The organism is Cryobacterium sp. Y82 (assembly GCF_002929495.1).
GTDB lineage: Bacteria > Actinomycetota > Actinomycetes > Actinomycetales > Microbacteriaceae > Cryobacterium > Cryobacterium serini.
This window is the reverse complement of sequence record NZ_PJJJ01000022.1, coordinates 30,893-44,502: the sequence shown is the minus strand read 5'-3', so window position 1 is coordinate 44,502 and position 13,610 is coordinate 30,893. Positions and strand designations below refer to the sequence as shown.

Sequence of the window (13,610 nt, the reverse complement as noted above, 5' to 3'; positions counted from 1 at the left end):
TCAATGGCGCGTCAGGGGCCATAGGTACGGCGGCGATCCAGCTCGCCAGGCACTTCGGTGCCTCGGTCACCGCGGTGTGTAGCACGGCACACCTGGAGCTCGTGCGCGCCTTGGGAGCGATTTTCATTGGGGAGTACGCTGTGCCGCATGAAAGCTGCCGTGTACCGTCACTACGGACCACCGAGCTTCGTGCACGTCGAGAATACGCCGCAGCCGATCCCCCAGCGCGACGAACTGCTTGTGCGGGTCTTCGCCAGCACGGTCAACCGCACCGACTGCGGATTTCTCAGCGGCAAGCCACTCGTGGTGCGGCTATTCAGCGGACTAAGGGTGCCTCGGGCGACTATTCTCGGCTGCGAGTTCGCCGGGGAGGTCGCCGGTGTCGGCACCGACGTCAGTACGTTTGTGCTCGGCCAGCGGGTGTTCGGCTATAGCGGCGTGAAATTTGGAGGTCACGCTGGCTATCTGACTATCGCCGAGATGGGACTGGTCGCCGAGATTCCGGTAGGCATTCCCTACGTTGAGGCGGCACCGATTCTGGAGGGTGCCCACTACGCGCTCAACATGATTCGTGCGGCCAGGGTCACTGCCGGGCAGAATGTGTTGGTCAACGGCGGTACGGGTGGGATCGGATCGGCCGCAGTGCAGCTGCTCGTGAACCTCGGCGCTCGCGTCACAGCGGTCTGCGCTACCCCGCACCTATCCATGATGGAATCGCTCGGGGCCGAGCGGGTGGTGGACTATAGGCACGAGGACTTCACCGCGCTTGAAGACGAGTTTGATGTGGTGCTCGATGCGGTCGGTAAGAGTTCTTTCGGACGCTGCCGTCGGCTGCTGGGTCCCGACGGACTCTACGTCTCGTCCGACCTCGGGACCCTGTGGCAAAATCTGATACTGGCGCTGACCACGCCGGTGTTGCGGAGGAAGCGCGTTTTGTTTCCGATTCCCAAGGACACCCGCAACGATGCACTGTTCCTGCAGGGGCTGGTCGCAGCGGGCGAGTTTCGGCCGGTAATCGACCGGACCTACCCGCTTGAAGAGATTGGCGCTGCCTACGAATATGTCGCGACGGGCCAGAAGATCGGCAACGTCGTCATTTGCGTACGCGACGAGCCAGCTGTGCAGTAGCGTCGGTGGATTGGCGCTCACGGAAGGCGATCATGTTCATGCGGTTGCCGCAGCGCACGCTGCAGAAACGCTTGGACCCGTTACGGGAGAGGTCGAGAACCAGCCCGGTGCAGGCATCCGCTTCGCAAATTCGCAGGCGACCCATTTCGTCGCTGCGAATCACGTCGATCAACGCCAGCGCTGCCTCGACGCGCATGCGTTCTCCCAGCGGAGCCTCGGGCACGGTCGCGTGCAGGTGCCAGTCCGAGACATCGTGGCGGGCGAGCTGGGGGAGCGCCCCGGCCTCGCGCAGCATGCGGTTGATCTCCGTGACGGCGTCGTCGCGGTCGAGAGTCCAGACCCGGCGCAGCAGGGCGCGAGTCTGTCGCACGTCGAGCAGTTCGACGTTATCCCCGTCGATGCGGCCGGTGAATGGAATGGGGGCCAGCATAGCGGTGAGGTCGGCGAGCGTTTGCAGTTCGTCGCGGCCGCTTCGGGAGGCACCGGGATCAGTGGAGCCGAGCATCACCACGAATTCGAGTGCTTCCTCGGTGTCAGGGGCAAAATGCAAGTTGACTCCTTCACTCTGCGGTTCTACTGTCAGTGGTATAGGCCAGTTTAGACTATGACAGGACCACGTCGCCCGAAGGAGAAGCATGAGGATCTCGTCCCTGCCGGGAGGCTTGATCGTGGCCGCCATTGCAGCCACCTCGTTCGGAACCTCCGGCGCGCTGGTCAAGCCGATGCTCGAGGCTGGCTGGTCCCCGACGGCTGCCGTGACCGCCCGCGCGTTGACCGCCGGGCTCGTATTGCTGCCGGTCGCGTTGTATTCGTTGCGCGGTCGTTGGGCAGCCCTGTGGCGGGGCCGCTGGCGGGTGCTCGGAATGGGCATCGTCGGTGTCGCGGGTACTCAGCTGGCCTATTTTGCCGCGCTGCAGACCATCCCAGTCTCGACCGCGCTGCTCATTGAATTTCTCGCTCCGCTGATCCTGGTCGGGTTCGTCTGGGTGACGACTAAGCGGATGCCGCGCCGCACGGTGCTGCTCGGGTCGGCTCTCGCCGTTGGCGGGCTGCTGCTCGTGATCGGGCCCGGCGCCATTCGGGCCGTAGACCCGATGGGGGTGCTGTTCGCCTTCGGCGCGGCCATCGCCTGCGCGGTGTTCTTCGTGGTGGCCGCGCGCCCCGCTCGGGGCCTGCCGCCGATCGCGCTGGCGGCCTTCGGGCTGCTGGTTGGGGGAACGGCACTTGGCCTGCTCGGCCTGACCGGGCTGCTCCCCTTTACCGCATCGTATCTTGACCTGTCCCTGCTCGGCACGGTTGTTTCCTGGTGGGTGCCGCTGCTCATTCTCGCCATTATCAGCACCGCGCTCGCGTATGTGGCGGGCATTACGGCGGCGGGAACTCTCGGGTCGAGGCTCGCCTCGTTTGTGGGCCTGCTCGAGGTCATCTTCGCGTCGTTGTTCGCCTGGCTGCTGTTGGGCGAAGTGCTGACGCCGCTGCAGCTGCTCGGCGGGCTTCTTATCCTGGGCGGCATCGCAGCTGTGGGGGAGGAACGGGTTGAGCTGGCCGCCGAGTCGCTGCCGCCGGACGAGCCGGGATTGACGCACGCTCACGGCGAGGCTCACGGCGGCGCTGCCGACGTTGCCGACGTTGCCGACGAGGCCGATGAGGCTGCCCGCTCCGATGAGGCGACGGCCGGCGCATCCGCTCAGGCGATCAGTACCGGCGCGGGATCGTCGATGGTCGGCGGGTTCAGCACGATCTCGAGAGCATCGGAACGACCGAGCGAACCGGGAAAGTTGTAGCGGGCAAAGCGCCCGGTGGGGTCGTTGGGAGTCTGTGGCACGGCGATCGACGAACGGCGAATGATCTCCGAAACGACGTCGGTCACCACGGCGGGGAGTGTCTGGCCGCTGCGACCGCGCAGGCGAACGGATGCCCGCGGCCCGCCCTCCGCGCCGAACCGCAGCGTGAGCATGCGCGTGTGGGCGCGCTGACGGTCGAACATATCGAGGCGGGCCCAGACGATGTCAGCCAGAGGCACGACTCGGCGCCCGGCCCGCAGTTTATCCGTGTCGAAGTTCACCGATGCCTGCGGATAGCGCAGCCGCTGAACGAGGTAGAGCAGCAGGAACACCGGCACGACAGCTCCGAGGGCGAGCAGGAATGCCCACCAGATCGAGATATCGAAACTCCGAGCCAACGTGGTTCCAAGGTTGATCGGCAGGATACCCAGGAGAATGCCGTTCAGTGGAGTGGCCGCGAAGGTGCTCCACCAGCCCGCCCGGTCGAGTCTTACCCAGCCGGAGGGAAGCGTCGCTGGGCTCGGCGCGCTGGTTCCACTCATCGTCGTAACATACCAGTCGCCGCGCTTTGCGGTCCGGCCGGCTCTTACCCGGTGGGCGACCAGATGGCCGCGGCGCGCGCCGTGACGTGGCCGTGCTCGCCCGCCACGTCACGCTGTCCGCGGCATGAGGTCGCGCGGCACGAATGTGTTGTCAGACCACTCAGTTCGTGGCCTGTGCAGTCACCGGGCCGAACATGGCGTCGACGTCGGCAAGCTCCGGGTCGGCCGTCGCCTGGATGAGGGCGAGCAACTCCGGGTCGAGTCCGGGTGCGAACTCTTCGAGGCGTTCCTCCGAGATTATGGACGGAACACCGGCCGGCGCTTGCTCGGTTGCAGCGAGCTTGGTGCCATCCTTTGATGGTGACATGCCGCGGTAGATCTTGCCCACTTCAGACTGGCCGGCGAGGTTGAAGGTGTATTGCTTGCTCTGCAGACCGAGGTCGACAAGGCGCTTGACCTCCGGAAACTTCTCCGCGTTGGTCTTGGGAATCGGGAGGAGGGTCTTCCAATTCACACCGAGGGTTTCGAGAGCTTTGGTGAAGCCGTTCTCGTGTGCCTGAGTGTGAAAGTACATCAAATTCTCCTCGCGGTGTTCACTTGGTGACAATGGCGCGGTGAAGTGCATCACTCTTAAAGACGAGTCAAAAAGGAAAATCGTCACGCTGCGAGATAGGAATCTGCGCGAAATTCAGGGCCTGGGCGATCTAGGCTGGCAGTCATGACCGGCAAGAAGGACCGCGGTGACGCGCCACTAAACGACGCCCGGCTCAACGTGGCCCGATACCAACTCAAGCGGATGCTGCCGCCCGATGAGGCAGACTCCGCTGCGACGGAAGAGAACGACCCCGAGCAAAACACGGCCGGGCAATCCATGATGGAAGCCCGAGCCCAGTATGTGGAAATGGCCATTCAGCAGGCTATTCGTCGTGGCGAGTTCGACAACCTGCCCGGCGCCGGCAAGCCGCTGGCGAACCTCGAGCGTGGGTATGACCCTGACTGGTGGATTCGGCAGAAGATCGAAAGCGAGAAGATCACCGGGCTCGGGCCGCCGGCACTCACCCTACGCACCGAGAACGCCGAGCTCGATGCCCGGCTGGACAGCGTGCAGTCTGAAGCTGCAGTGACCGAGATTCTCAGGGATTTCAATAGCCGAGTGGTGGCGGCACGCCGGCAGTTGCAGGGCGGGCCGCCCGTGGTCACCCCCACCCGGGATCTGGCGGAACAGCTCGACCTCTGGCGGGAGCGCCGCGCCGCGCGCGGCGAGGCTGCCAGGCAGCAACGCGAGAGTGAGGCCGCGGCGCTGGCCGCCATGACCTGGCGGGAACGCCGTCGCGCCCGCCCCCAATGACCGCGTGGGGCCTCTCAACCGTTCTGGCAAAGAAAGTCCGTGATCGCCGCGGACATCACCGGTGACTTTGTCCAGTGCAGGTTTTGAACGCACCGCCCCCGTCAGGGAAACATTTCGGCGCCTCCAGCGTTGGCCCCTACATGAAGACCATTGTGTACAGCAAAACCGGTGACCCGTCCGTGCTCCATCTCATTGATCGACCGGTGAGCGAACCCGGTTCAGGAGAGGTGCGCGTTCGGATCGTGGTGAGCGGGGTGAACCCCACCGACTGGAAGTCGCGCCGTGGCACGGAATCGGGCGAGGCTCTGGCCTTCACCGACGTGGTCCCGAACCAGGACGGCGCTGGCGTCGTTGACGCCGTCGGTCCCGGTGTGTCGAACGTGGCTGTCGGCGATCGCGTCTGGCTCGTCCTCGCCGCGTACGAGCGAGCGAACAGCGGAACTGCCCAGGAGTACGCGGTGCTTCCGGCCGAACGCGTTTTCCTGCTGCCCTCCCCGGCCACTTTCGATCAGGGAGCCAGCCTCGGCGTGCCGGCCATCACCGCCTACCGGGCCCTCACCGTGGCCGAAGATGGGCCACCGCGCCTGCATCCCGGAGCGCTTGACGGCAAGATCGTACTCGTCGCGGGAGGTGCCGGCGCCGTCGGCCATGCCGCCATCCAGCTCGCCCGCTGGGCCGGCGCGACCGTGATCACGACCGTGAGTGGGCCAGCCAAGGCCGCCCTCGCAACGGCTGCGGGGGCACACCACGTGCTCACGTACACCGACTCCGACGTGGCAACCGACATTCGAAACATTGCGCCCCACGGCGTCGACCTCATCGTCGAGGTGGCCCCCGCCCAGAACTCCGAACTCGACCTCAAGGTGATTCGCAATCGCGGATCCGTAGCGGTCTACGCCAACAACGGCGGCGACCAGATGACCCTCGACGTGCGCAAGCACTTCAGTCTCAACGTGCGGTACCAGTTCTTACTGCTGTACACCGTCGGCATCGAGGTCGTGCGGCAAGCGGCCGCCGCGATCAATGAGGCACTCGTCGACGGCGCACTACCAGTGGGAGCGGATGCGGGTCTGCCGCTGCACCGCTTCGACCTCGCCCACACAGCGGATGCCCATGCCCTCGTCGAAAGCGGTGTCACCGGCAAGGTGCTGATCGACGTCTCCGCGGCCTGACCCGCGGTCGCCTGCTTCAGGAGCCAGCCCAGCGCATAACTCCTGCAATTTGTGGGGCGCACCGTAAGCTTCCGCATGTTTCCGCGGGTGTTGCGGCGGGCCAGATACGAATTGCAGGAGTTACGCGCCGGGGACTCGCAGAAAGCCCCCTCGTCGTGAACGACGAGGGGGCTTTCTGCGGCAGACTCTAGTACTCGCGGCGCGGAGCGCGCGGCGGGCGATCGCCCTGCTCGGCGGAACGTGAGGCGCCGCCCTTGTCGGCACGCAGCTCGATGAGCTTGCCGCTGATGCGGGTGTTCTCCAGCTTGGAGAACACGTCGTTCGACAGGTCAGCGGGCAATTCGACCAGCGAGAAGTCCGGCAGAATCTTGATGTGCCCGAAGTCGTCGCGGCTCAGCCCACCCTCGTTGGCGAGGGCGCCGACGATCTGACGCGGCTCTACCTTGTGACGCTTGCCGACTTCGATGCGGTACTGGGCCATCGGCTTACCGCTCGAACGCACCGGGCGTTCGCTTCGCACAGGCCGGTCGTCGCGGGCGCTATAGCTGCCGCGGTCGTCGCGGCTGCCTCGCTCGTCCCGATTAAAGCGGTCAGGGCGGTCCGAACGACCGCCGCGTTCGGGGCGGTCGCCGCGCTGCTCGGAACGTTCAACCCGTTCGTCGCGCTCGAGGCGCTGCTGGGCGCGAACATCCTCGGCCGAAAGCAGCAGCGGAGTTTCGCCCTGCCCGACAACGGCAAGAGCCGCGGCCACATCGACCTCGGGCACATCGTGGTGGGACACGTAGTGCGCGATGATGTCGCGGAACTTGCTGATGCGGTCGGTCTCGTCGAGTGCCGCCGTGATGGCGTCGTCGAAGCGGGTGAGGCGCGTCACGTTGACGTCCTCAACGCTTGGCAACTGCATCTGGGTGAGCGGCTGGCGGGTCGCCTTTTCGATGGCGGAGAGCAGACGACGTTCGCGCGGCGTAACGAAGCTGATCGCTGCGCCTGAACGGCCGGCGCGGCCGGTGCGGCCGATGCGGTGCACATACGACTCGGTGTCGATCGGAATGTCGTAGTTGACGACGTGGCTGATGCGCTCCACGTCCAGGCCGCGAGCGGCGACATCCGTTGCGACCAGAATGTCGAGCTTGCCGCTCTTGAGCTGGTTGATCGTGCGTTCGCGCTGTACCTGCTGCACGTCGCCGTTGATCGCCATGGCCGAATAACCGCGCGCACGCAGCTTTTCGGCAAGGATTTCGGTCTCATTCTTGGTACGCGCGAAGATGATCATGCCCTCGAAGTTCTCAACCTCGAGAATGCGGGTGAGCGCGTCGAGCTTCTGCGGGTACGACACCATCAGGTAGCGCTGGGTCGTGTTCGCGCTGGTCGTGGTCTTACTCTTGACCGTGATTTCTTCCGGGTCGTGCAGATACTTCTTGGAGATCCGGCGAATCTGCGCCGGCATGGTGGCCGAGAACAGGGCCACCTGCTTGTCGTCGGGGGTATCGGCGAGAATGGTCTCGATGTCCTCAACGAAGCCCATGTTCAGCATCTCATCGGCCTCATCGAGCACCAGGAACTTCAGCTCAGAGAGGTCGAGGGTGCCCTTGGCGAGGTGGTCCATGATGCGGCCGGGAGTACCCACGACGATGTGCACTCCGCGACGCAGGGCCGACAGCTGCTGGCCGTAGCCCTGTCCGCCGTAAACGGGCAGCACGTGCACGCCTCGCATGTGGGCGGCGTACTTCTCGAACGCCTCGCACACCTGCAGTGCGAGCTCGCGGGTGGGCGCAAGCACGAGCGCCTGCGGGTTCTTTTGTGCGAGGTCGAGTCGGTTCAGAATGGGCAGCGCGAACGCAGCCGTCTTGCCGGTACCGGTCTGGGCGAGTCCGACAACGTCGCGACCCTCCAACAGCGGGGGAATAGTGGCGGCCTGAATAGCCGAGGGCGTTTCGTAGCCGACAACTTTGAGCGCCTTAAGCATGGCGTCATTGAGTCCAAGGTCGGCAAAGGTCTTCGTTGTGGAGGCAGAATCTGCCTCGTTCTGCGTTGTAGTGTCTGGGGCGGTCATAGTATCAACGGTAGCCGAAGAGTTCGCCCCCGGCGCCAAGGCACGTCTGACAACTTGAAAAGCGGATGCCCGCGGCCGCGGCATCCGCTTATGCACTGCGCTGGTCGGCCACGCGTTCGCCCCCGCGGGCGGCACGTGTTTGAGAAGTTCGCCCTGTGCAAACCAGTGCCAACTTCTCAAACCCGTGCCACGAGAGCTGTGCAGGCGACTAACCCGACGCTCGGGTAGGGCTGCAACAGTGGTCCCATGGAACAACGCGTAAATTTCATCACTCTGGCCACCAGCGACCTCGAGGCAGTGCGCACGTTCTATCGCGACGGCCTCGGCTGGGCTCCGCTGGTGGACGTACCCGGCGAGATCGTCTTCTTTCAGGTTGGGCCCGGCCTGACGCTCGGCCTGTTCGACGCTACGAAGTTTGATGAAGACCTGCAGCACGAACACACGAGCGTCGGTGCGACCGGAATCACCCTGTCGCACAATCTCGAAAGCCGTGACGAGGTCTCCAGCACGATCGCGGCCATGGCCGCCGCTGGCGGTACCGTGCTCAAACCTGCCCAGGATGGCGCCTTCGGCGGTATCTTTCACGGCCACGTTGCCGACCCGAACGGCGTCATCTGGGAGATCGCACACAACCCGGGCTGGCACGTCGACGATGACGGAACGGTGTCGTTTCGTTGAGGCCTAAGCCTTCAAAAAGCCAATCGCCGCCTCGCGGAACGCCCGCGATGTGGGCGCATTGAAGTGATTGCGGCCGGGAATCTCGAAAAAGCCTCCGTTTGGCGTGGCGTCGGCCAACACCCGGGAGGCGTCGAGAATGCTGTCCTCGCTACCGGTGGCAAACAGTACCGGCTGAATGGGTGCGTTAGCGGCGCCGGGCTGCGGGCCGCCGCGCATGCCTTCGACCAGGGCGACGAGTGCCGCCAGATCATTGCCGGGTAGCGCCTTCGCCATCGTGAGATAGGTGCCCGTGAGACGATCGGTGAGTTCGGTACCGTGTTCGAGGTGGGCGCGGGCATCCGCTATCTGAAAACTTTTAAGTGGATCACCGTCGGGAATCCCGCCAAGTACCGCTTGCGTGATGCGGCCGCCGAGGTCGCGGGCAGCCTGCCAGCCGACGCGGGCACCGAGCGAGTAACCGACGTAGCGCACCTCGGTGAGCAGGTAGGCGTCGAGCACTGCCTCGACGTCGGCGACAAGTAATTCCATCGTGTACGCGTCGGGGGAGTGCGGTTTGTCGCTGGCGCCGTGCCCGCGCTGGTCGATGCCGATGACGTGAAAGCCGGCCCGGGTCAGGTCGCGGGTCCAGCCGGTGGCGTGCCAGTTGGCGATGGCGCTCGAGGCGAAGCCGTGCACCACGAACACGGTCGGCTGCTCCGGGTCGCCGAGCTCGTAGGTGGCCAACTGAACGCCATCGACGGACGGAACAAAACTGTGCTCGGGGGTGTTTCGGTGCAACATCCCCCTATCTCACCACGGATGCTGGGCGGCAGACGGCCCTGCCGCGCCAGTACGAGATCCTGGGACGGCGGCGGCTGCGTTAGTGACCGGCACACCAAACATGAGGAAGTGTTCAGGAAAGCCATGCATACTGGAAACTTCGCCCGCGACGCCGCCTGTGGAGTATCGATCCAGAACCGCTAGTGCGACCCAGCGATTCGTCCTCTGAAAGCCAGGCCTATTTCTTCTTCAACCACGCCCATCACATCCCTTGAGACCGACGGCAGACGCCTTCACGCTACGCGTCGTCGCCGGAAGCGGAGCCGCTTGATTGCAGCCGGCGCCGCCGTTGCCATCACCGCTGTCCTCGGCACCGGCTTCGTGGTGCAGTCCGCTGTCGCAGACCAGAACGCGCGCACAGCCGCCATAGTGGCCCTTGTCTCCAGCGGTGCTGGCCATGCCGAACAATTGGAACTAAACAGGGAACGCCTGCGAGACCGCGCCGAACACGCCTCTGAAACTGCCGTGACAGGTGCCAGCGTCGTAATCGCTGCAGCGCAGGGCAAGACGGATGCTACAGGCCTGTCGGAATCTGTTGCAGCGCTCTCCCACGTCACCCTTCTCGCTCCGGAGCGCATTTTCGAGCTCGTCGACGTCACGAAAACCGAGACCGCGAATGTGCACGCTTCCACGACAGAGGTCGATCGCGTCGCTGCCGAGCAGGCAGCGATTGCCACGGCCGCCGCTGAGGCTGCTGCCGCGGAGGCTGCTGCCGCGGAGGCCGAAGCTGCAGCAGCCGTCCCGGCGACACCGGCCCGACCGTCCGCTCCAGCTGACCCCAACGCGGCGCAGCAAATCGCCCGTCAGCTCATGGCCAGCCAGTACGGCTGGGGTGACGATCAGTTTGGTTGCCTGGTGAGCCTCTGGGACAAAGAATCAGGTTGGAACGTGAACGCCTACAACGCCTCCAGTGGTGCCACAGGTATTCCCCAGGCACTGCCCGGTAACAAGATGGCCTCGGCCGGGGCCGACTGGCAGACCAACCCGGCGACCCAGATCACCTGGGGCCTGGGTTACATCGCGAGCCGGTACAGCACACCGTGTGATGCCTGGGACAAGTCGGAAGCATCGGGCTGGTACTAGAGCGCGGGGAGCGGTCCGTCGTAGCTGGGCGGTTCCCGCTGTGTCAGGTGTGGTCAGGTAGAAATGAGGCGATCCCCGCCGGCGCGCTCAGCTCGCGGGGAGCAGGGCGGGCTGCACGATAACGACGTCGGGGCCGTATCGCTCGTCGACATAGCGCTGAATGCTGCCGTCGTCGTACAGAACGGACACCCAGAGGTAGCCGTTCATCGGTACGGACGTGAGTGTGTGCGTACCGGCGAGTTCGTCGCTGATGACCTGCAGGGTGGCATCATCGCTCGCGCCCGCGTTCTCCGCGTCCTGGCGTGGGTCGGGGGAGCCGACCGGTGAGTACAAAGAGAGCAAAATCGGAGGCTGGGTTTGTGTGAAGGTCGTGCCGTCCCACGTTCCAAAGACCGCGTACGTGCCCCAGGTCACCGTCGACGCGGTTTCGGAGTACTCGGCCAGCGACCAGTCCCAGCCATGAATCGTTGGTCCAGCGCACTGCGGTGGGTATGACTCCATGATCGGGCCCAGACAGAGCTGCGGATCGCCCTCGCCCTTCTGCAAAACGGTACCCTGGCCGACGAGCTCGTCGGTGTTCGTCGGTGGCTGAGGAAGAGCTGCGGGCACTTCGGCACCCGGTACTACCGTACCCGCGCACGCGGTCAGGGTGAGGAATGCGCCCGTCACGAGAGCGGCGATGAGCGCGCGTCGAGGTGTCATGCTCCGAGTGTGGCATCCCGATGTTTGCGCCGCCAGTTCCAGCCGCGCCGGAACCCAAATCGTAACGTTCACGTCACTCGACGGGCCGAGACGGATACGCTGGGCATACGACTGTCGAGGGGGAGTATCAGTGAACGAGAACACGCAAGTACCCGGCGGAGCCATCAGTCCGCAGGTCATCGAGGGTGTTTTCGACCTCGCCCGCGACGGCTTGACCGGCCCACTGGGCGAGATGATCGACGCCGGAGTGCCCCTCAACGTGGTCAACACGCGTGGAGACACGCTGCTGATCGTCGCGGCCTACCAGCAGCATCCCGATACTGTCGCTGAGTTGCTGCGGCGCGGGGCAGACGCATCCGTTATTAATGCCATGGGCCAGACCGCGATCTCTTGTGCGGTTTTTCGGGGCAATGAGCCGATCCTGTGCTTGCTCCTTGAAGCGGATGCCGACCCTGACCTCGGCGCGCACAGTGGCGTAGCCATCGCCGACCAGTTCGGCCTGCCGCGCATGCGCGAGGTCATCGAGTCGTACCCTCGCGGCTGAAATACGAAAAGGGCGCCCCCCGAGTGGGAGACGCCCTCGCTTCTAGTTGAACGCGTTAGCGGCCGAGGCCAAGTCCGAGGTCGCCGAGAACATCGTTGACGATCGAGTCGACCGAGCCGTCGATGTCGTCAACGTCGACGCCGCCGACATTGGTGCCGACATCGGTGCCGTTGCCGGCGTCGACCGGGGCGTCGACCGGCGCGGTGACGGGTGCCTCGATCGGTGCGACGACGTCGTTGCCGCTGCCGACGGATGCGTCGTTGCCGACCTCGTTGCCCGACGCGACATCACCGATGTCGCTGTTGAGCGAGTCATCGACCAGTGGACCATTGACGACGCCGCCGCCCAGGATTGCGCCGTTGCCGACGCCCCCGACGGAGGTGTCGTTGCCGAGCACGCCGTTGCCGGTCGAGTCGTTGCCCGAAAGGTTGAACAGGTCGCCGATAACGTCAAGCCGGTTCTGCTCGGATGAGCTGTCGGTACTCGTGGTCGTGCTGGAGCTGTCGCCGGCAAACGCCTGGGCGGGGGCGACAAAGCCTCCAATCATGAGCGCGGATGCTGCGGCGCCGGTGATTCCCAGCGCGGTGATCTTGCGAATATTCGTGTGCTTCGTGTTCATGAGAGCTCCTATTCGTTGTTCTGTTCCGACCTCGATGTGTTCTCGGGCCGCACAGATGGTCCGGAGCCCTGGCTGATGCGGTTTGGTCTGCGTACCCCAAATGGGTGCCGTCGAACGTTTTGGGCGACCGGTACGCTCGTGGTGACGCGCTTAGATCGCCGCCACGCGGGGCATCCGCTCGCCGCAGTGGCACAACCTGCGAAGGGGCTGACAACCGGTGCTCGCTGGCAATCGATGGAGCTGCGTTAGACGAGAAGGCTCACGACGCGCTCGCGCAGCGCGTTGCTGCGCGCGGTGAATGCGCGCTGACGGCGCACATACTCGGTTTTACCGGCCGGAGTCTCAACCTCGACGGGCGCGTAGCCCCACTCGGCGAGGTCATAGGGGGAAGCCTCCATATCGAGCTGGCGAATGTCGCGGGCGAGCTCGAAGGAATCGAGAAGCACCTCGCCGGGAACGAGCGGACCGAGCTTGATCACCCACTTGTAGATGTCCATTCCGGCGTGCAGACACCCCGCCTGCTCCATCACCGGTTGGTTCTCGCGGGAAGGTTGCAGTTGGTTTAGCCCAATAGCGGCGGGGGTGAAGAACCGAAACGCGTCGAAATGGCTGCAGCCGATGCGATTTCCGTCGACGACAGCGTCGGTGTCAGCCTGGCCGAGTCGGAGTGGCGCAACATGCCGGTGCTCGCCCTGCCGGTAGACCATCGCCCATTCGTGCAGGCCGAAGCAGCCAAAATGGGCCGGCCGCTGCCGGGTCGCGGCGAGGAGTGTTCTGATGAATCCGATGACGCGCTCGTTCTTCTCGTAGAAGGCGGCAGCATCCACTTGACTGGCGCCGCCCTCGTTGCGGTACCACTTCCAGCTAGCCCGCGGCTGGTCGGCGGCACCCTGCAGCAGTAGGCCAGCGCCGGGATGCCAGCGGCGCAGTAGACCGGGACGAAACGGGTAGTACGTGAACAGAAAATCGTCGACCGGATGCACCTGGCCGATTGCCGCGCGCTCACGGCGGCCAAGAGTGAACGCATCAGCGCGTTCCTCATGGGCCTGCTCGCGGCTTCGCCAGTCGGCGATCTCAAGCACCCGGGTCAGGTCTGTAAGTGGCACCCAACGACCTTACGCCGTCATCCGTAGCTGGG

Annotated in this window: 14 protein-coding genes and 1 pseudogene; 7 read left to right on the top strand and 8 right to left on the bottom strand. The window is 64.8% G+C overall.

Annotation, left to right across the window (positions count from 1 at the left end; genetic code table 11):
• The first annotated feature begins 147 nt into the window (after positions 1–147).
• A complete protein-coding gene (locus tag CXY70_RS02395) occupies positions 148–1,128 on the top strand; it encodes an NAD(P)-dependent alcohol dehydrogenase (RefSeq protein WP_104190796.1) in 981 nt (326 codons plus the stop codon).
• Here the strand turns inward: CXY70_RS02395 and CXY70_RS02390 are convergent.
• The gene (locus tag CXY70_RS02390; RefSeq protein WP_199183343.1) at positions 1,094–1,678 is read right to left on the bottom strand and encodes a CGNR zinc finger domain-containing protein; all 585 of its coding nucleotides are present in this window, start codon (positions 1,676–1,678) and stop codon (positions 1,094–1,096) included. The genes CXY70_RS02395 and CXY70_RS02390 overlap by 35 nt on opposite strands.
• 85 nt (positions 1,679–1,763) lie before the next feature.
• Here CXY70_RS02390 and CXY70_RS02385 point away from each other — a divergent pair, with 85 nt between their 5' ends.
• On the top strand, positions 1,764–2,912 hold the full coding sequence (locus CXY70_RS02385) for a DMT family transporter (RefSeq protein ID WP_104190795.1): 1,149 nt from the start codon (positions 1,764–1,766) through the stop codon (positions 2,910–2,912).
• Here CXY70_RS02385 and CXY70_RS02380 read toward each other — a convergent pair.
• Together CXY70_RS02380 and CXY70_RS02375 are read right to left on the bottom strand one after the other, a co-directional pair.
• Complete coding sequence (locus CXY70_RS02380) at positions 2,816–3,454, bottom strand: hypothetical protein (RefSeq protein WP_104190794.1); 639 nt, start codon at positions 3,452–3,454, stop codon at positions 2,816–2,818. The genes CXY70_RS02385 and CXY70_RS02380 overlap by 97 nt on opposite strands.
• Before the next feature lie 160 nt (positions 3,455–3,614).
• Positions 3,615–4,013, bottom strand: a pseudogene (locus tag CXY70_RS02375) (manganese catalase family protein); the annotation flags it as partial.
• Between the two features lie 159 nt (positions 4,014–4,172).
• Between CXY70_RS02375 and CXY70_RS02370 the strand changes: the two are divergent.
• Positions 4,173–4,802 (top strand): DUF1992 domain-containing protein, encoded by a 630-nt coding sequence (locus CXY70_RS02370; protein ID WP_233205700.1) that lies wholly within the window; start codon positions 4,173–4,175, stop codon positions 4,800–4,802.
• A 140-nt stretch (positions 4,803–4,942) separates the two neighbouring features.
• Positions 4,943–5,974, top strand: coding sequence for an NADPH:quinone reductase (locus CXY70_RS02365; RefSeq protein ID WP_104190793.1), 1,032 nt, complete (start codon positions 4,943–4,945; stop codon positions 5,972–5,974).
• A gap of 187 nt (positions 5,975–6,161) precedes the next feature.
• Here the strand turns inward: CXY70_RS02365 and CXY70_RS02360 are convergent, their stop codons facing one another.
• Complete coding sequence (locus CXY70_RS02360; protein WP_104190792.1) at positions 6,162–8,027, bottom strand: DEAD/DEAH box helicase; 1,866 nt, start codon at positions 8,025–8,027, stop codon at positions 6,162–6,164.
• Between the two features lie 246 nt (positions 8,028–8,273).
• On the opposite strand from CXY70_RS02360, the gene CXY70_RS02355 reads away from it, so the two are divergent.
• The gene (locus tag CXY70_RS02355; protein WP_104190791.1) at positions 8,274–8,705 is read left to right on the top strand and encodes a VOC family protein; all 432 of its coding nucleotides are present in this window, start codon (positions 8,274–8,276) and stop codon (positions 8,703–8,705) included.
• Between the two features lie 3 nt (positions 8,706–8,708).
• On the opposite strand, the gene CXY70_RS02350 is transcribed toward CXY70_RS02355, so the two are convergent.
• Positions 8,709–9,485: an alpha/beta fold hydrolase gene (locus CXY70_RS02350; protein ID WP_104190790.1), complete on the bottom strand. Its 777-nt coding sequence runs from the start codon at positions 9,483–9,485 to the stop codon at positions 8,709–8,711.
• Positions 9,486–9,791: 306 nt separating this feature from the next.
• On the opposite strand from CXY70_RS02350, the gene CXY70_RS18175 reads away from it, so the two are divergent.
• Complete coding sequence (locus tag CXY70_RS18175) at positions 9,792–10,607, top strand: hypothetical protein (protein ID WP_233205699.1); 816 nt, start codon at positions 9,792–9,794, stop codon at positions 10,605–10,607.
• 87 nt (positions 10,608–10,694) lie between these two features.
• On the opposite strand, the gene CXY70_RS02340 is transcribed toward CXY70_RS18175, so the two are convergent.
• Positions 10,695–11,309, bottom strand: coding sequence for a hypothetical protein (locus tag CXY70_RS02340; RefSeq protein ID WP_104190789.1), 615 nt, complete (start codon positions 11,307–11,309; stop codon positions 10,695–10,697).
• A 130-nt stretch (positions 11,310–11,439) separates the two neighbouring features.
• On the opposite strand from CXY70_RS02340, the gene CXY70_RS02335 reads away from it, so the two are divergent.
• Positions 11,440–11,853, top strand: coding sequence for an ankyrin repeat domain-containing protein (locus CXY70_RS02335; RefSeq protein WP_199183342.1), 414 nt, complete (start codon positions 11,440–11,442; stop codon positions 11,851–11,853).
• Between the two features lie 55 nt (positions 11,854–11,908).
• Here the strand turns inward: CXY70_RS02335 and CXY70_RS02330 are convergent, their stop codons facing one another.
• Both CXY70_RS02330 and CXY70_RS02325 read right to left on the bottom strand, forming a co-directional pair.
• Positions 11,909–12,472, bottom strand: a complete 564-nt coding sequence (locus tag CXY70_RS02330) for a hypothetical protein (RefSeq protein WP_104190788.1) — start codon at positions 12,470–12,472, stop codon at positions 11,909–11,911.
• Between the two features lie 245 nt (positions 12,473–12,717).
• Complete coding sequence (locus CXY70_RS02325) at positions 12,718–13,578, bottom strand: 3-methyladenine DNA glycosylase (protein WP_104190787.1); 861 nt, start codon at positions 13,576–13,578, stop codon at positions 12,718–12,720.
• Between the last annotated feature and the right edge of the window lie 32 nt (positions 13,579–13,610).